This window comes from Flagellimonas sp., assembly GCF_965222555.1.
Classification (GTDB): domain Bacteria; phylum Bacteroidota; class Bacteroidia; order Flavobacteriales; family Flavobacteriaceae; genus Flagellimonas.
Genome location: NZ_CBDCUG010000004.1, coordinates 785,822 through 803,305 on the forward strand (window position 1 = coordinate 785,822; position 17,484 = coordinate 803,305).

Consider the following 17,484-nt stretch of genomic DNA (forward strand, 5'->3'; position numbering starts at 1 on the left):
CCAGAGCAAAAAGCAGGTTAAAGTAAAAAACTATCTTGTAAAAAATACCTGAGCCTTTTTTCACAACTTAATCTTCTTTTCCCGCTTTAAACAAAAAATCCTTTTCTGCTTTGGATAAGCTTTCGTAACCTGATTTGCTTATTTTATCCAAAATACCATCTATTTTACGTTGATGGGCCTCCTTATCATAATCAGCCGTGCTCTTATTTTTAGCAGTCTTCTTTTTATACACTGTTTTCATGGGGGCTTTTTTTTCTCTTGGTTTAAAAAGTTGTACAACTGCATCCCTAAACTTGGTAAAACCCGACCCAATATCATTGCCTTTCAACAGCTGACGTGCATACACATACCCCAGGAATGCACCACCCAAATGCGCCAATCTACCACCAACATTTCCGCCATAGGCAATCTGAACTAAGTCCACCAAAATGAAAAATGCCCCTACATGCCATAGCTTAACATTAAAAAAGATAATCCGTACCTCCTGGTTTGGAATGTACGCACAGATAAAAATTAAAACCGCAGTCACCCCTGCTGAGGCTCCTATTAATACTGAATTTGTATCTAAAAGGGTGGGAAATACATTGTAGCTAAGCAAAAAAACAATTCCTCCAAAAATTACCCCTAAAAAATATACGTTTATAAACCTTTGGTTATCAAAAAGGTTTAAGAAAATCCTTCCTGAGAAATAAAGCATGATCATGTTCCAGAAAATATGGCCTATACCTGCATGAAAAAAAGAATAGGTAACTAAAGACCAGGGTTGGCCAAAAAATTCTGTGAAATCTTTTGGCAATTCAAACCAGTTAGCCACGGAATTCCCCAGCAATGCCCTGGATAAACCATCCAAGATAAATACAAGCACATTCAGTGCAATGAGCTTTTCCGCAATGCTAAGTCGAGCAAAATTATATTGTAGTCCCCCGCTTGCCATAACCTAATCCCATCGATTTTGGTTAAACTCATTCTTTTTCCAATACCACATCATAATAAAACCAATCAGAGCTCCTCCTAAATGCGCTATATATGCAGTATTACTTGGACTGAAAATAGAAACCCCAGTAATAGCTGAAAACAAATCCAATCCAATTATCGCAGGTATAAAGTACTTTGCTTTAATTGGAACGGGAAAGAAAATCAACATTAAACGTGATTCAGGAAAAAGCATCCCAAATGCAACCAAAACTCCTGTCATAGCACCTGAAGCACCTAGCATTGATTTAAACCCTAGACCTGAAGCATTTAGCTCAAATAATGTCCTAAAATCTTGTTGTCCAATATTAATATTACTTTCACTCAAAATCGGGAGTAGTTTTTGAGAAAACAGCTCACTCGTGATATAGCCCTTACCATTAGTTGCATCAATATTTAAAATTTCCTTCAAAATACTTGTATCCAAATCAGTTGAAAGATTAGAAATAATCGAGAGGTAGTTAAAATAATCAAATCCCAAAGTAATAATTGCAGCACCTATACCAGCTGAAAAGTAGAAGAAAAGAAACTTATCCCTTCCCAAGGTTCGCTCAACAGAGCTTCCAAACATCCATAACATAAACATATTTCCTAGAATATGGGGGAAATAAATCTCATACCCTCCTCCCGGACGTAGCACATAAGATGCATGCATAAACATATGGGAAATCAACTGCCAAAATTCAAATTGATCACTTAAAGGAAAATGTAGTGCCAATAGCCCACTAAGAGGTTCCCCGTAGTTACCAATAGTCAATGTTGCTATCCATAGCAAAAAATTGATTATGATTATGTGTTTTATTGTTCCTGTAAGTCTAAACATTAACTAAACTTTTTTTCAATATCTCCTTCGGAGATCGTAGTGTATGTCAATTTTTGGAACGGACTTAAGCTAGGTTCCTTACAACCAAATAGATCATTGACCAGGGCCAATTGTGATTCTTGGTCCAAAACCTCACCTGATTTCACAGCTAAATTCCGGGCCAATCCTTTGGCCAACAACTCTGCTTGGGAAATTGAACTTCCTTCAAATCCTTCCTTATAATCAGCAATTATCCGATCCAATACCGTGCCAATTCCACTTTCGGAAAGCAGCAAGGGTACACCTGTCACTTTAACAGTCTCTTCTTCCAAACTTTCAAATGCAAAACCAACATTTATCAGACTTTCTTGAATCTCTTTTAAAATAACCCGCTCCTGTTGGGAGAATGATAATTCCAAAGGAAACAAAAGTTGTTGGCTAATCCCTTCCTTAACCGTAATCTCCCCCAAAAACTTTTCAAAAAGTATACGCTCATGGGCTCTATTTTGATGAATGACCAGCATTCCCGATTTGATGGTACTCACAATATATTTTCGCCTGAGCTGAAAAGTAATCCCAGTTTGTGTTTCTTCTTCCGAATCTGAATACATGGTTCCTTGAACCGCTGTATCTGATTCAATTTCCAAACTGCTGAAGTTATCTGTGTCTATGTTTTTATCAAGGCCATCATACAAGTTTTCCCAGCCTTTTGCACTGGTCTTTTGATATGAGGATTTGCTTGGTGAGCTTTTGGCTGCCTCCTGAAACGGATTAAAAGTGGCATCCACAGTAACTTTTGGAATCACTGCCCCTTTCTCCTTATAGGCATACGGAGTATCTAGATTTGGGTCGTGTTCAAAATCCAAAACCGGGGCAACATTAAACTGACCCAAGCTATGCTTTATGGTTGAACGCAAAATGGCATAAATGGTGTTTTCATCATCAAACTTAACCTCTGTTTTTGTGGGGTGTATGTTGATATCGATGGATGCCGGATCCACATCCAAGTACAAAAAGTAACCTGGATACAGGTCCGATTTTATCAAACCCTCAAAAGCGGCTACCACAGCATGGTGCAAATACGGACTTTTAATAAATCTGTTGTTGGCAAAGAAAAACTGCTCTCCCCTGCTCTTTTTGGCAAATTCTGGTTTGCAAACAAATCCAGAAACCTTCACAACTTCTGTTTCCTCATTTACCGGAACCAGACGGTCTGTCATTTTACTTCCAAAAACATGCCCTATCCGTTGTCTTTGGTTTGCCCTTGGCAAATTAAATATTTCCGAACCATTGTTATAAAAATGAAATTCGATATTGGGATGTACCAAGGCGACCCGGTGAAACTCATCCGTAATATGCCGTAGCTCCACCTGGTTTGATTTCAGGAAATTGCGTCGCGCTGGAATATTAAAAAATAGATTTTTTACCGAAATGGATGTTCCCTTCGGGGTAGCCACCACTTCTTGGGATTTTATTTTGCTGCCCTCAATCTTTAAATGCACCCCTATTTCTGCATTTTCAGTCTTGGTCTGCATATCCACATGGGCAATTGCGGCTATGGATGCCAATGCTTCGCCCCTGAACCCTTTGGTTTCAAGGTTGAACAAATCCTGTGCACTGGATATTTTGGAAGTTGCATGTCGCTCAAAGGAAAGTCGGGCGTCAGTTTCACTCATTCCAAGGCCATTGTCAACCACTTGAATCAAGGCTTTGCCACCATCCTTAACAATCAATTTTATCAAGGTAGCACCTGCATCTATGGAATTTTCCAACAGTTCCTTTACTACCGAAGCTGGTCGCTGAACCACTTCCCCTGCAGCAATTTGATTGGCCACATGGTCTGGCAAAAGTTTAATGATGTCCGCCATTATGGATTCAGGAATATGGATAAATCAAAGTCGATGATAAAAAGGAAAAGCAATATCAAAACTGCCACGATAACAAGAAAACGAAGTTTTATATTCTTGTCCCCTTCATTCTTTAAATCATCCACTGCCGAGGAAATCTTGTTTTTTATACCTCTTTGCGTATGCGCAGTAGTTCGGAATTTATCTAGTTTGTGTTCTATTTTATAAGGATTGCCCTCTCCCTTGTAATACCTTGGTGAGTAATTATAAGTCCTATTTTTTCTAAGCTTTAGAAAATTTCGCATTGCATCCTTTTCGTGTATCCTCAAAGGTACTTAAAATCGAAAAACAGAAATGACCCGTACTGCCAAAAAATGTTAACAGCGTTGGAAGTTCAAGTGCAGAAATCAAAAATAAAGTTCAAATCCGAAGATATCCTAAGCTTGAGTTTGAACTTATTTTCCCAGCATCGCCATTTTAATGGCTGCAATTGCGGCCTCAGTTCCTTTATTGCCATGTTTCCCCCCACTGCGGTCTATGGATTGCTGCAAGGTGTCATCAGTCAACACACAAAAAATAACAGGAGTGTCATGAAGCACGTTCAGGTCTTTGATTCCCTGTGCGGCGGCAGAGCACACATAGTCAAAATGACTGGTCTCTCCTCGGATTACACTTCCTATGGCAATTACGGCGTCCAAATTTTGAGAGGTCAGCATTTTTTTGCATCCAAAAGTAAGCTCGTAACTCCCGGGAACGTTCCAGCGAAGAATATTCTCCTCCAAGGCTCCACAATCCAATAAAGCATCAAAAGCACCCTTGTAGAGTCCCTCTGTAATGGCTTCGTTCCACTCAGAAACAACAATCCCAAACCGAAGGTCCTTCGCGTTTGGGATTGTGGTCTTATCGTATGCCGATAAGTTTTTATTTTCTGTGGCCATCGGCTTAGTTTTTAGCCAACCCTATGAGCACATCTACGCCATTGGCTTCCTGAGAAGCGGAAAATTCATTCTTGATTCGCTCAAAGAAACCTAAGGCTTTTTCTTTTTGACCCAAATCCATGGCAATTACACCAGCTTTATATAAAAATCTTGGTGCAGTATACTCGTTACTACTGTGAGCTATAGCTTTTTCGTAATAGTCCAACGCATCCTCAGGCTGGTTCAACTGGGAAAATGCATCGCCAATGCCTCCTTTGGCCATAGCTCCCAATACCGCATCATCTGATGAGAAGTTCTCCAAATTCGAAATTGCCTGATCGTATTGTTGCAGGTTCAAATAAGTCATTCCTGCTGAATATTTGGCCAAATTTGCCGCTTTGGTCCCCTTATATTCTTCCATAATGTCCAAGAAACCATATTTACCCTCCGCACCGTTCAAAGCCAATGTGAACAACGAATCTTTTGCCGTTTCACTGGTCAGTGCCTGGTCAAAATATTGTTGTGGGTAGAACAATTCATTAGCTGCAGAAGCTTCTTTTGGCTTTTGGATGAATTCATTGTATCCTAAATATCCAAGAACTCCAACGGCGATGACCGCAATTGCTCCCAAAATATAATTTTGGTTGGCCTGAACCCAAGCCTCAGTTTTGGAAGCACTCTCATCCAAAGTACTAAAAACCTCAGCAGTTGTACTGTTCTGTTCGTCCAATTGAGCTTCTTCAACTTTATTTTTTGGCTTAAAGCCTCGCTTCTTGTATGTTGCCATCCTTGATTTAATTAATCGCGCAAAAATAAAGTTTTTATCCAAAACCAAAAGGTAATTTATTCGTTATTTTTGGAATCTTTAATTGGTCGTCACATGATCAAAAAGCCATACATCTCTAGCTTTTTATGTTTTTAAAGCATTTATCTTTAGTTAATTACAAAAACTTCTCTTCCAAAAACTTGGAATTCGACCCTGTCATTAACTGTTTGGTTGGGGACAATGGCGTAGGAAAGACCAACATTTTAGATGCCATTTACCACCTGTCTTTTGGAAAAAGTTACTTTAATTCAGTATCCACGCAAAACATAAAGCACGGAACAGATTTTTTTGTGGTTGAAGGGGAGTTTGAAAAAAATGAAAGAACCGAAAAAATCATCTGCAGCTTTAAAAAAGGCATGAAAAAAGTCATTAAAAGGAATGGCAAGGCTTATGAAAAATTTTCGGAACATATCGGTTTTTTGCCTTTGGTGATTATTTCTCCATCTGACCGTGACCTGATTATTGAAGGGAGCGATACCCGAAGAAAGTTCATGGACGGGGTAATTTCGCAGTCCGATAAAGGATATCTGCAAACTTTGATCAAATACAACAAAGTTCTGGTTCAGCGTAATTCCTTGCTGAAGTATTTTGTAGCTAACAACACCTTTGATAAAAATACACTTGGAATCTATAACGAGCAGTTACACACCCTAGGCACCGAAATCCATGAAAAAAGAGTTGCCTTTATTTCATCTTTCCTTCCCATATTCAAGGAACAATACGCCCATATCACTGACAAGGAGGAACAAATAATGCTGTCTTATGAAAGTCAACTTTCGGAAAAGGGGTTATTGGAACTCTTGGAAGGGGCCATAGACAAGGACAGGATCATCCAATATACAAGTGTTGGTGTTCACAAAGATGACCTGAGTTTTACCATTGCGGGGCATCCAATCAAAAAATTTGGAAGCCAAGGTCAGCAAAAATCCTTTCTGATTGCTTTAAAACTGGCACAGTTCCATTTTATAAAAGAACAGGCCAAAACCACCCCGATTCTATTACTGGATGATATTTTTGACAAATTGGATGAAAATAGGGTCTCCCAAATAGTCGCTTTAGTGGACAACGACAATTTTGGTCAGATATTCATAAGCGATACTCACGCGGAGCGTACCGAAAATGTAGTTAAAAGCATTCGTCAGAGCTATAAAATCTTTACCTTGTAACATGAAGAAGATTTTGATTCTGTATTCCTTTTTTGTGTTAATAGGATGTCGCGAAACAACGATTTCAAAAGAAGATTTAACGCATTTAAATGGATATTGGGAAATTTCGGAAGTGGAATTTCCGGATGGAACAAAGAAAAATTATTCAGTAAATTCTACCATCGATTTTATCCATATGGAAAACATGGAAGGGTTTCGGAAGAAAGTCCAACCCAAGTTTACCGGTACATACAACACTTCCCAAGATATGGAAGCTTTTAAAATTCAACCCATAAACGATACATATATTTTAATATATAAGAACAATCTTAGCGAATGGGAAGAAAAATTAACCCAATTGGACTCTACTTCCTTTTCAGTGCTCAATGAAGAAGGAGTTTTATATTCTTATTCACGCTTTCAACCCATTGTAATACCAAAATAATGGCCAAAAGACATAATTCACACATTCCGCTAAGTGATGCTTTGAGTGAGTTTATCAAAGAGAATAAGCTTCAAAAGGGCATGGACAAGGTCGATGTAAAAAACGCCTGGGTGAAATTGATGGGGAACGGGGTAAACAATTACACCACAGGTGTAGAGTTGAGAAACGAAACTTTGTTTGTATCACTCTCGTCCTCTGTTTTACGAGAAGAACTCAGTCTGGGGAAAACCAAGATCATCACTTTATTGAATGAGGAATTGGGGAAAGATTTGGTAAAAAAAATAGTGCTCCGCTAGTATGTTAACCGATTATCAAAGAATCAGTGAAAAAAATTGTTGAAACAGAAAGGTTGATACTTATTGAAGCAGAAACCAAGGATTATCCGTTCTTTAAAAAACTCCTGAATAGTCCAAATTGGATAAAGTTTATTGGAGATAGAGGGGTAAAAACCGATAAACAGGCCAAAGAGTACATAAAATCCAGCTTGATAGCCTCCTACAAGAGCAATGGCTATGGTCTGTACAAAATGTGTTTGAAAAGTTCATTGGAACCTATTGGTATTTGTGGTTTGGTAAAACGTGACTACTTGGATGATCCCGATATTGGGTTTGCAATTCTTCCAGAACGGGAGGGAAAGGGTTATACCCATGAAGCCAGTTTGGCTATTTTGGCATATGGAAAGGAAAAGCTGAAATTACCCCGTATTTTGGCCATCACAACGGATGAGAACATTGGCTCCCAAAATTTGATCCGCAAAATTGGGCTTTTGGAGAATGGTACAATAAAACCAAAAGCCGATGAAAAAGAATACCTCCTTTTTTCAACATAAAAGGCCACTCAGTTGAGTGGCCTTTTAAATTAAATCTATATATCGATTACTTAGAACACTTCTCTTCCAGAAAAATGGAAAGCACCTTCAATCGCTGCATTTTCATCGCTATCCGAACCATGAACAGCATTTTCTCCAATACTTGTGGCAAATAGTTTGCGGATGGTTCCTTCAGCCGCTTCATCAGGGTTGGTAGCACCAATCAACGCCCTAAAATCATCAACAGCGTTGTCTTTTTCCAAAATAGCAGATACAATAGGACCTCTGGTCATAAACTGAACCAACTCCCCAAAGAAAGGTCGTTCTTTGTGAACAGCATAAAATTCCTCAGCGTCCCTTCTGCTCAGCTGCGTATATTTCATTGCCACAATTTTAAAACCTGCAGCAGTTATCTTTTCCAGAATTGCACCAATATGACCATTTTCAACAGCATCTGGTTTAATCATGGTGAATGTTCTATTTCCAGTCATTTTTTTAAATTTTGCGCAAACTTACGCTTTTTCAATCAACGGACAAGACTAAAAGAAGGTTTTAGTAAATGGTGTGAAATCTAATTTCTCCTAAAACAAAAACAAAAATTCCAACATTCGCTTCTATGTATATTATTGTATCTTTGCCCGCATGAATTTAGAGGATATTAAGACAGTAAAGTCTATTCTTTCCAAGCCCCAAAAAATAGTAATCATACCTCATAAAAACCCTGATGGCGATGCCATTGGTTCATGTTTAGGGCTTCAAAGTTTCTTGTTGGGAAAAGGTCAAAAAGCGACTGTTGTAAGCCCAAATGATTTCCCTAAGTTTCTAAAATGGATGCCGGGAAGTGACCTCGTATTAAATTATGAACGGGAAAACTCCGAAGCCAAAAAATTATTGGAAGAAGCCACGGTTGTATTCACACTTGACTTCAATGACCTATCCAGAACTGGGCAGTTAGAAGCAGTACTGAAAGAGAAAAGTGCGGATTTTATCATGATCGACCACCATCAGCAACCCGGTGATTATGCCAAGGTCACCTATTCTGATGTGAGCATGAGCTCTACCTGTGAAATGGTCTATAATTTTATTGAATATTTAGGTGAAGTAGATGGTATCTCCAAAGATATCGCCACCAATTTATATACAGGAATCATGACGGATACTGGCTCATTCAAATATCGGTCAACATCTAGTCGGACGCATCGAGTGGTTGCTGATTTAATTGACCGCGGAGCGGACAACATGCAAATCCATCAACAAGTTTTTGATAACAACTCTCCTTCGCGCCTTCATTTATTGGGGGTTGCGCTGAGCAATATGGTCATTTTACCCGAGTACAGAACCGCTTATATCACTTTGACCCAACAAGAACTGGATGAACATGATTTCAAAAAAGGAGATACCGAAGGTTTTGTAAATTATGGACTCACTCTGGAAGGAATCAATTTTGCCCTGATTTTTATTGAAAATCGGGAAGAAGGTATTATCAAAATTTCATTTCGTTCTATTGGTGATTTCTCGGTGAACGAATTTGCAAGAGAACATTTTAACGGTGGAGGTCACGACAATGCCGCTGGTGGAAGAAGCGATGCAAGCATGGATGAAACCGTTGAACGATTCAATACCATTCTAAAAAACTATAAAAGCCAATTAAATCCATGAGAACTGTACTTTTTCTTTTTATGGCGTTACTCTTGGTTAATTGCGGTGGACCAGAACCAAGAAAACCAGTAGAGGTAAAATCCGGTAGTTTTTTCAAAGAATCGGTTGAAAGAAATAAGCAACTTTTAGAGACTGAAGAGAAAATGATACAAAGTATCATTGAAAAAGATACCGTTCATGAATACATAGCCAGTCCCAACGGATTTTGGTATTATTTCGATGCCAAGAACGAAACTTCCATCTATACGCCAAAAACCAACGACCAGATACTTTTTTCATACAATCTGGTAACTTTTGGCAATGATACCCTGTATACCATGGAAGATAAAGGTCCCACCTCTTATATGGTGGACAAAGAGCAATTGTTTCCCGGTTTACAAAATGCGGTAAAGTTGCTCAAAATCAATGAGCGGGCAACATTTTTGTTTCCATCTTTACAGGCCTATGGATATCATGGAGACGGAAATAGTATTGGCCCAAGAACACCTTTAAAATCAACAGTGGAATTACACACAATCATTATAAATCAAGATAGTTTAAACTTAAAAACAGAAGATCAATGAAACAATCACTTGTTTTAATCACTTTATTGTCAATTGTATTCCTTGGATGCAAGTCTAGCAAGTATGCAGATTTGGGAGATGGAATTTTTGCCGACATCCAAACAAGCAGAGGCGACATTATTGTCAAGTTGGAACACGAAAAAACTCCAGTGACCGTGGCTAATTTTGTTGCACTTGCCGAGGGCAACAATCCATTTGTAAGCGACAGCCTTAAAGGAAAAAAATATTATGACGGTATCATTTTCCACAGAATCATCAAAGATTTTATGATTCAAGGTGGTGATCCAACCGGAACCGGCAGAGGAAATCCTGGATACAAGTTTAAGGATGAGTTTCATGATTCCTTGGTTCATTCCGGAAAAGGAATTCTATCCATGGCCAATTCTGGACCCAAGACCAACGGAAGCCAGTTCTTTATCACGCATAAAGAAACTCCTTGGTTGGATGGGAAGCATACCGTTTTTGGCGAAGTAGTGAATGGAATGGATGTAGTTGACACCATTGCAGGTGTAGAAGTCCTTGCACCTGCCAACAAACCAAAGGTTGATGTGGTCATGAACAAAGTGGAAATTGTGCGCAATGGCAAAGCAGCCAAAAAATTTGATGCGGTCCAGGTAATGACCGACTATTTTGCCGAGGAAGAGGCTGCAGAAGCTGCCAACAAAAAGATGATGAATGATTTTGTTACAGAGTTGAAAAAACAAAAGGAAGAAGCTGAAGAAACTCCTTCCGGACTTAAGATCTATACATTGGTCAAAGGAGAAGGTGAACAACCAAAGGTTGGACAAAAAGTATTGGTGGACTATGCAGGTTGGCTCCCCAACGGCACCTTGTTTGATAGTAATATTGAAGAAGTAGCCACAAAGTTCAATAAGTTTGATGCTAGAAGAAAACAAGGTGGTGGGTATATGCCCGTGCCTATGGATTATAGTCCAGAAGCAAGATTGTTTCCTGGATTTAGGGAAGGCCTGCTCACTATGAAAATCGGGGATAAACTACGTATTTTTCTTCCACCTCATTTAGGATTAGGACCTCAGGGCGGCGGCCCAATCCCTCCAAATTCCGATTTAATCTTTGATTTGGAGATTACCGGTATCCAAGAATAAAACGCAATAGATACATAAATAAAAAAGCGGCACAAATGTGCCGCTTTTTTATTTTTACACAAAGGTTTGTTAAGATGGTGAACCTTATTGGGAATCTAAGAATTAAGAATTAGATTAGAAGTTCCAAATGCATTTTCACACCATTTAATGGGACAAAAGCTCAAGACAATTATAGCCATAGCCTTACCGGTGCAAGTAATTCTGGTAAAGTGGATTGGAAGCTATCCAGATTTTGTTGAAAATTATTACAGTAATGGAATATACCCGCGCATCTCACAGTTTTTAAGAACACTTTTTGGGTGGATTCCCTTTTCCATCGGTGACCTTTTCTATACCGTACTTGTTATTTTGGCCGTTAGATATCTATATCGGCACTGGAAAACCATTATAAAGAAACCTCTGCTTTTTCTTAAAGAAATTGTTGTGGTGCTATCCATTGCATATTTTGCTTTTCACCTGCTTTGGGGCATGAATTATTATCGACAGCCCATTACATGGAAGTTGGGCATAGAAAAGGAGTATACCAAGGAACAACTAGTGTCCTTTACCTCATATCTTATCAAAAAATCGAACGAATATCAAACCGAAATTACCGGAGATACTATTGATCTAGTTAAAATTCCCTATTCCAAAAAGGAAATATTCAAGAAAACGGAAGAAGGGTATTCCAAACTAAAGAACAGTTACCCTGATTTTGAATACAAAAGACCTAGTCTTAAATCCTCTATTTATAGCCTACCACTGACCTATATGGGTTACGGAGGTTATCTAAATCCTTTTTCCAATGAAGCCCAGGTAAATGGAATAACTCCTCCATATAGGTTGCCAACCGTAAGCGGCCATGAAGTTGGTCATCAGCTTGGTTATTCTGCAGAGGATGCCACCAATTTTATAGGTTTTTTGGTCACCTCACAAAACGATAACCCTTATTTTAAATATGCCGCCTATTCCCATGCCTTGGCATACTGCCTCTCTGACCTTTCCAGGGTAGATGAAGTAAAATTCAAGGAAATATTACCACAGCTTAATCCAGGGGTCAAAAAAAACTACAAGGAAGTCTCAGAGTTTTGGGAACAATACGAAAACCCTTTGGAGCCCGTCTTCAAATCCATTTTTAACACCTTTCTAAAAGTGAACAATCAAGAGGAAGGCATTAAAAGCTACAACAGTGTAGTGGGATTGCTCATAAGCTACCACCAACACCACACATTTTAATTCTGCTTTACTTCTACAAAATCGGCACCTTCTGGTTTGGAATAAAAGTCATGTGACTTGACTGCCTCACTCAAAACAACACCCTCAAATGGGACCTTGCTTCGGGCATCCAAAATTTTTGGTCCTTCATAATTGTGCCATGTAATCGATTTTGGAAGGGTTAAACCATCAATTTCTTGCCAATCATCATACCGAATCCATTTTACATTATCTGAGACTTCTCCCGTTCTATAGGTTACCGTATACCCCAACCAAGCCATTTTGTTGGTTTCGGGGTCAAAATGAATAAAATATTCATCCTTGGGAGACGTTCCAACTCCAGAATCATATGAAATACTAACCCCTGGATAACTTTTTCCCTCGTACTCCAAAGCTTCTGTTTCGCCATAATTTATCCCATCATCTGCCAAAACAAACGGCATAGCATAGAAATAGAACATCAGATTATGGTAAAACCCCGCATCTCCTTTATATGTTTTATCCGTATCCAACAGCCACACTTGTTTACCATCAAATCCCATGGAAAACTGCGGAGTGTCCACCCTATCCCTCCTACTCCATAAATCTATGGTGTGTGTCTCGGTAAAATCCGTTTTGGGCATTTCGTAGATTAGCGTACGTTGGTCTCTCCACGCATTTAATCCACCATGAGCGTCAAAAACCTTGGTCAACGCTTCTGGCAACATTGGAGCTGACTCCACTTTCATTACTTGGGTATTCTCCTTGATTTGCTCTTTTTTTGAATCCTGCTTACATGCTCCAATGGCAAGTGCAAGAAGAACGATGGCTGTTTTTTTCATTGTCTCTAGTTTGCGCCTTTGTCGGAATTGATCTCCTAAGATTACAAGAATATGTATTTTTGGGTCGTGAAGGAAGCCAAACTCATCAGCAGTACGCAAAATCCCTTAATAAAGAAAGTAGTACTGCTTAAGGAAAAGTCTAGAGAACGAAAGAAAACGGGACTTTTTATTGTTGAAGGAAAACGGGAAATTGAACTCGCCGAAAAAGGAGGATATTCTATTGAAACGCTACTTTTCTGTCCTGAAATCCTAGCCGGTTCTTTGGAAAACCCCATTTCCGAAAATCCACATATTGAACTGATCCAACTGTCCAAATCAGTTTATGAGAAAATAGCATATCGGGAAACCACGGAAGGGATTCTGGCCATTGGAAAAAGTAAGGAGCATACGCTGGAAAAAATCAGGTTTAAAACTCAAAATCCACTGGTTCTTGTTGCAGAAGCTCCAGAAAAACCGGGCAATATTGGTGCATTGTTGCGCACTGCAGATGCCGCAGCGGTGGATGCCGTACTTATCGCGAATCCAAGATCGGATATGTACAATCCCAACATCATCCGTTCTAGTGTGGGCTGCGTGTTCACCAATCAAATAGGTGTGGGGACAACAGAAGAAATCATCCAGTTTCTCAAATCAAAAAACGTTAATATCTATTGCGCGGCACTCACGGCATCCAAAAACTACGTGGAGTGCAATTTTGAAGGGGCCACGGCCATTGTGGTTGGCACCGAGGCAACCGGATTATCAGAAACATGGCTAAAAAATGCGGATCAAAATGTGATTATCCCCATGCAGGGTGAAATTGATTCCATGAACGTTTCCGTATCAGCCGCAATACTTATATTTGAAGCGAAGCGGCAACGTGGATACTAGCCTATGGAAAAAACTACTCTCTTCTACATCATTATCATCATTTTAGTTGTGCAATATTTGGTTCAACAAGTATTGGAATACCTAAATGCAAAGCGATTCAGTTCCAATGTTCCTGATGAACTAAGTGATGTGTTCAATGCTGAGGAATATCAGAAATCACAGCAATATAAAAAGACCAATTATCAGTTTGGGCTGTTATCGGATGGCTTTTCGTTGATTTTAACCTTATGTTTTTTATTGTTTGGAGGGTTCGAATGGATAGATGGTCTTACACGTTCCATCTCGGAAGAAATCATACCTATGACCTTGATTTTCTTTGGAATTATCCTTTTGGGAAGTAGTGTTCTGGGACTTCCCTTCGCCTACTACCAAACCTTTGTTATTGAAGAGCGCTTTGGATTCAATAAAACTACCAAAAAACTGTTCTTTCTGGATAAGATCAAAGGTGCTGTACTTACCACTGTTTTTGGCGGAGGAATATTGGCACTGTTTATCCTTTTTTATGAATGGACAGGTCCAAACTTTTGGATATATACCTGGATTTTAATTGGTTCGGTAATCCTGTTCATGAATTTGTTCTATAGCAGATTGATCGTACCTATTTTCAATAAACAAACCCCGCTTGCCGAAGGAAGTTTAAAAAATGCCATTGAGGGGTATGCCCAAAAGGTCGGTTTTGACCTTAAAAATATTTTTGTGATTGATGGTTCCAAGCGCTCCACCAAGGCTAATGCCTATTTTTCAGGATTCGGCAAGGAAAAAAGAGTCACCTTGTTCGACACTTTGATCAATGATCTGAGCGAAGAAGAGATTGTGGCCGTTTTGGCACACGAAGTAGGGCATTACAAACGAAAGCACATCATTTTTAACCTATTGGCTTCTTTACTGTTAATGGGCTTTACACTGTATATTCTTTCCCTATTCATCAATATTCCCGAAATATCATTGGCCATTGGGGTTTCCACACCAAGTTTTCATGCGGGGTTGGTTGGTTTTGTGCTGCTCTACAGTCCCATTTCAGAAGTCACGGGATTGGCCATGAACTATATGTCCAGAAAATTTGAGTTCCAGGCAGACGATTATGCAAAAAACACTTTTGCGGCCACACCCTTGGTAACCTCACTAAAAAAACTGTCCAAAAACAGTTTGAGCAACCTTACCCCCCACCCTGCCTATGTTTTTGTTCATTATTCCCATCCGCCTCTTGTTGAACGAATTAAAAACTTAAAGGCATAATTTTTGTTGGTTAGCTTTAAAGATTGTGCTAACTTTAATATACTATGACGGAGGCTGCGATTGAAAAAGAGAACAAAGAGATTGCGAAGCAGTACAAGGAATTGCTTCGTATAAGCTATCAGACCTTGACCACCGAGGACAAGAAGTTGATACGTTCTGCGTTTGACGTGGCCGTGGATGCCCATAAGGACCAACGTAGAAAATCTGGGGAAGCCTACATCTTCCATCCCATAGCCGTTGCCAAAATTGTCGCTTCCAAAATTGGACTGGATGCAGTTTCGATAGCCTCTGCCTTGCTTCATGATGTGGTGGAGGATACTCCATATACTCTGGATGACATTGAGCGCATGTTTGGTGAAACCGTAGCACGAATCGTGGATGGACTAACCAAGATCGCACACCTAAAAAAAGACAAGGACATCAGTCAGCAAGCGGAAAATTTTAGAAAAATGCTGCTGACCTTGCACGATGATGTAAGGGTGATCATCATAAAAATTGCCGATCGCTACCATAACATGCTCACCATGGACGCCATGCCAGAGCACAAACAAGTAAAAATAGCATCGGAGACTCTATACATATATGCACCACTGGCCCACAGGATAGGACTCTATAATATTAAAACCCATCTTGAGGATTTAAGTTTAAAATATACGGAGCCGGAAGTCTACAAAGACATCCAGGCCAAAATTGAGGATACCGAGGAAGAACAACTGGCCTATATTGAGGATTTTTCCAATGTGATCAGAACCTCTTTGGACAAAGAGGGATTGAACTACGACATTAAGGGGCGAATGAAGTCCATTTTTTCCATTCGAAGAAAAATGAAGGCCCAAAATGTTTCTTTTGATGAAGTCTATGATAAATTCGCCATTAGGATCACCTATAAATCCGACCGCAAGAACGAAAAGTTCCTGGCCTGGAAAATATACTCCATTGTAACCGATCACTTTACCCCCAATCCCATTCGTTTGCGGGATTGGATCACTTCTCCAAAATCTACGGGTTATGAAGCCCTGCACATTACCGTTATGGGGCCCAAGGGGAAATGGGTGGAAGTTCAGATACGAAGTGAGCGAATGCATGAAATTGCTGAAAAAGGCTATGCCGCACATTTTAAATACAAACATGGCGAGCAAAAAGAGCAGGGTATAGAGGATTGGTTGAACAGGTTACAGGAAGCATTGGAAACATCCAACAACAATGCAGTTGACTTTGTGGAGGAATTTAAACTGAACCTCTATTCCAAGGAAATTTTTGTGTTCACGCCCAAAGGTGATCTAAAATCAATGCCCAAAGGGGCCACTCCTTTGGATTTTGCCTTCCATATCCATACCGAAGTAGGCATGAAAACCCGAGGGGCAAGGGTCAATGGTAAATTGGTTCCATTGGGATCAGAACTGAGCAGTGGCGATCAGGTAGAGATCATTACCTCAGAAAGTGCCAAACCCAACCAAAGTTGGTTGGATTATGCCCAAACAGCCAGAGCACGGTCAAAAATAAAATCTTCACTCAGTGAAGAGAAAAAGAACATTGCCGTTGATGGAAAAGAAGTATTGCGCAGAAAATTAAAGTCGCAAAAGATTACACTGAACGAGGACACCGTCAATAAGCTGGTCACTTATTTTAAGCTTAAGACAAGTTTGGACCTGTTTTACCGCGTGGGAATTGGGGTTATAGACAATGAGCGCATAAAGGATTTTGCCTCATCCTATCACAACGCCTTTCTCAACTTCTTTAAAAACAAGATTCGGAGAAATCCAACGCCCAAGGATGTCAATAAGGAAGAGATTACCACCAAGTATGATATGCTTGTATTTGGAAAGGAAGAGGAGAAATTGACCTATAAACTCTCCCAATGCTGCAATCCCATCCCGGGTGATGATGTTTTTGGTTTTGTAAGCGTCAACGATGGTATTAAAGTGCATAAAAAGAACTGTCCCAATGCCATTTCCCTGCAATCCAATTATGCTTACAGGATCATGTCCGCCAAGTGGATAGATTCCACCCAAGAAGAATTTACGGTTGATGTCCAAATTACGGGAATAGACAATTTAGGGCTGGTCAACGATATTACCAATATTATATCGGACAACATGCACGTGAACATGCGAAACCTTAATTTTAGTGCAGATGGAGGTACGTTTACAGGTAAAATTACGCTGGTGGTAAAAAACAATAATATTCTAAAAAAGCTGATCAATAACTTGAAGCAGGTTGAAGGGATAGACAAAGTGACCAGAATTTAATTTTTAGCTGTACCTTTGTCGTTT

At 39.6% G+C, this 17,484-nt stretch carries 19 protein-coding genes; 11 read left to right on the forward strand and 8 right to left on the reverse strand.

Features of this window, described 5'->3' with window-relative positions; all coding sequences use genetic code 11:
- Positions 1–67: 67 nt before the first annotated feature.
- The 6 genes from ACOQO1_RS07825 to ACOQO1_RS07850 all read right to left on the reverse strand — a co-directional run bounded on the left by ACOQO1_RS07825 (position 68) and on the right by ACOQO1_RS07850 (position 5,325).
- Complete coding sequence (locus ACOQO1_RS07825; protein ID WP_420602310.1) at positions 68–934, reverse strand: rhomboid family intramembrane serine protease; 867 nt, start codon at positions 932–934, stop codon at positions 68–70.
- 3 nt (positions 935–937) lie between these two features.
- A complete protein-coding gene (locus ACOQO1_RS07830) occupies positions 938–1,795 on the reverse strand; it encodes a rhomboid family intramembrane serine protease (protein ID WP_420602311.1) in 858 nt (285 codons plus the stop codon).
- The gene (gene mutL, locus ACOQO1_RS07835) at positions 1,795–3,642 is read right to left on the reverse strand and encodes a DNA mismatch repair endonuclease MutL (RefSeq protein ID WP_420602312.1); all 1,848 of its coding nucleotides are present in this window, start codon (positions 3,640–3,642) and stop codon (positions 1,795–1,797) included. The genes ACOQO1_RS07830 and mutL overlap by 1 nt, the downstream gene beginning before the upstream one ends.
- Positions 3,642–3,926, reverse strand: a complete 285-nt coding sequence (locus ACOQO1_RS07840; protein ID WP_097045854.1) for a riboflavin synthase subunit beta — start codon at positions 3,924–3,926, stop codon at positions 3,642–3,644. The genes mutL and ACOQO1_RS07840 overlap by 1 nt, the downstream gene beginning before the upstream one ends.
- A gap of 150 nt (positions 3,927–4,076) precedes the next feature.
- On the reverse strand, positions 4,077–4,559 hold the full coding sequence (gene ribH / locus ACOQO1_RS07845; RefSeq protein WP_420602313.1) for a 6,7-dimethyl-8-ribityllumazine synthase: 483 nt from the start codon (positions 4,557–4,559) through the stop codon (positions 4,077–4,079).
- 4 nt (positions 4,560–4,563) lie between these two features.
- Positions 4,564–5,325 (reverse strand): tetratricopeptide repeat protein, encoded by a 762-nt coding sequence (locus ACOQO1_RS07850; protein WP_420602314.1) that lies wholly within the window; start codon positions 5,323–5,325, stop codon positions 4,564–4,566.
- 125 nt (positions 5,326–5,450) lie between these two features.
- On the opposite strand from ACOQO1_RS07850, the gene recF reads away from it, so the two are divergent.
- Genes recF through ACOQO1_RS07870 form a run of 4 tightly spaced genes read left to right on the forward strand, consistent with a single transcriptional unit; the run spans position 5,451 to position 7,783 of the window.
- The gene (recF, locus tag ACOQO1_RS07855; protein WP_420602315.1) at positions 5,451–6,530 is read left to right on the forward strand and encodes a DNA replication/repair protein RecF; all 1,080 of its coding nucleotides are present in this window, start codon (positions 5,451–5,453) and stop codon (positions 6,528–6,530) included.
- Between the two features lies 1 nt (position 6,531).
- A complete protein-coding gene (locus tag ACOQO1_RS07860) occupies positions 6,532–6,954 on the forward strand; it encodes a hypothetical protein (protein ID WP_420602316.1) in 423 nt (140 codons plus the stop codon).
- Complete coding sequence (locus ACOQO1_RS07865) at positions 6,954–7,250, forward strand: DUF721 domain-containing protein (RefSeq protein WP_420602317.1); 297 nt, start codon at positions 6,954–6,956, stop codon at positions 7,248–7,250. Before ACOQO1_RS07860 ends, ACOQO1_RS07865 begins: the two co-directional genes overlap by 1 nt.
- A gap of 26 nt (positions 7,251–7,276) precedes the next feature.
- Complete coding sequence (locus ACOQO1_RS07870) at positions 7,277–7,783, forward strand: GNAT family N-acetyltransferase (RefSeq protein ID WP_420602318.1); 507 nt, start codon at positions 7,277–7,279, stop codon at positions 7,781–7,783.
- Positions 7,784–7,833: 50 nt separating this feature from the next.
- Here the strand turns inward: ACOQO1_RS07870 and ACOQO1_RS07875 are convergent, their stop codons facing one another.
- The gene (locus ACOQO1_RS07875) at positions 7,834–8,253 is read right to left on the reverse strand and encodes a nucleoside-diphosphate kinase (RefSeq protein WP_420602319.1); all 420 of its coding nucleotides are present in this window, start codon (positions 8,251–8,253) and stop codon (positions 7,834–7,836) included.
- A gap of 151 nt (positions 8,254–8,404) precedes the next feature.
- Here ACOQO1_RS07875 and ACOQO1_RS07880 point away from each other — a divergent pair, with 151 nt between their 5' ends.
- From ACOQO1_RS07880 to ACOQO1_RS07895, 4 genes are all read left to right on the forward strand, one after another.
- On the forward strand, positions 8,405–9,421 hold the full coding sequence (locus ACOQO1_RS07880) for a DHH family phosphoesterase (protein WP_420602320.1): 1,017 nt from the start codon (positions 8,405–8,407) through the stop codon (positions 9,419–9,421).
- Positions 9,418–9,984, forward strand: coding sequence for a gliding motility-associated peptidyl-prolyl isomerase GldI (gldI, locus tag ACOQO1_RS07885; protein ID WP_420602321.1), 567 nt, complete (start codon positions 9,418–9,420; stop codon positions 9,982–9,984). Before ACOQO1_RS07880 ends, gldI begins: the two co-directional genes overlap by 4 nt.
- Complete coding sequence (locus ACOQO1_RS07890; protein ID WP_420602322.1) at positions 9,981–11,090, forward strand: peptidylprolyl isomerase; 1,110 nt, start codon at positions 9,981–9,983, stop codon at positions 11,088–11,090. The genes gldI and ACOQO1_RS07890 overlap by 4 nt, the downstream gene beginning before the upstream one ends.
- A 147-nt stretch (positions 11,091–11,237) precedes the next feature.
- Positions 11,238–12,305, forward strand: coding sequence for a DUF3810 domain-containing protein (locus ACOQO1_RS07895; protein ID WP_420602323.1), 1,068 nt, complete (start codon positions 11,238–11,240; stop codon positions 12,303–12,305).
- Here ACOQO1_RS07895 and ACOQO1_RS07900 read toward each other — a convergent pair.
- Positions 12,302–13,105 (reverse strand): DUF6503 family protein, encoded by an 804-nt coding sequence (locus ACOQO1_RS07900; RefSeq protein WP_420602324.1) that lies wholly within the window; start codon positions 13,103–13,105, stop codon positions 12,302–12,304. The two genes, ACOQO1_RS07895 and ACOQO1_RS07900, sit on opposite strands and share 4 nt — an antisense overlap.
- Positions 13,106–13,156: 51 nt before the next feature.
- Here ACOQO1_RS07900 and ACOQO1_RS07905 point away from each other — a divergent pair, with 51 nt between their 5' ends.
- From ACOQO1_RS07905 to ACOQO1_RS07915, 3 genes are read left to right on the forward strand one after another with little or no spacing between them, the layout of a single operon-like run.
- A complete protein-coding gene (locus ACOQO1_RS07905) occupies positions 13,157–13,975 on the forward strand; it encodes a TrmH family RNA methyltransferase (RefSeq protein ID WP_420602325.1) in 819 nt (272 codons plus the stop codon).
- A 3-nt stretch (positions 13,976–13,978) separates the two neighbouring features.
- A complete protein-coding gene (locus ACOQO1_RS07910) occupies positions 13,979–15,211 on the forward strand; it encodes a M48 family metallopeptidase (RefSeq protein ID WP_420602326.1) in 1,233 nt (410 codons plus the stop codon).
- Positions 15,212–15,255: 44 nt separating this feature from the next.
- A complete protein-coding gene (locus tag ACOQO1_RS07915) occupies positions 15,256–17,460 on the forward strand; it encodes a RelA/SpoT family protein (RefSeq protein ID WP_420602327.1) in 2,205 nt (734 codons plus the stop codon).
- Positions 17,461–17,484 lie beyond the last annotated feature (24 nt).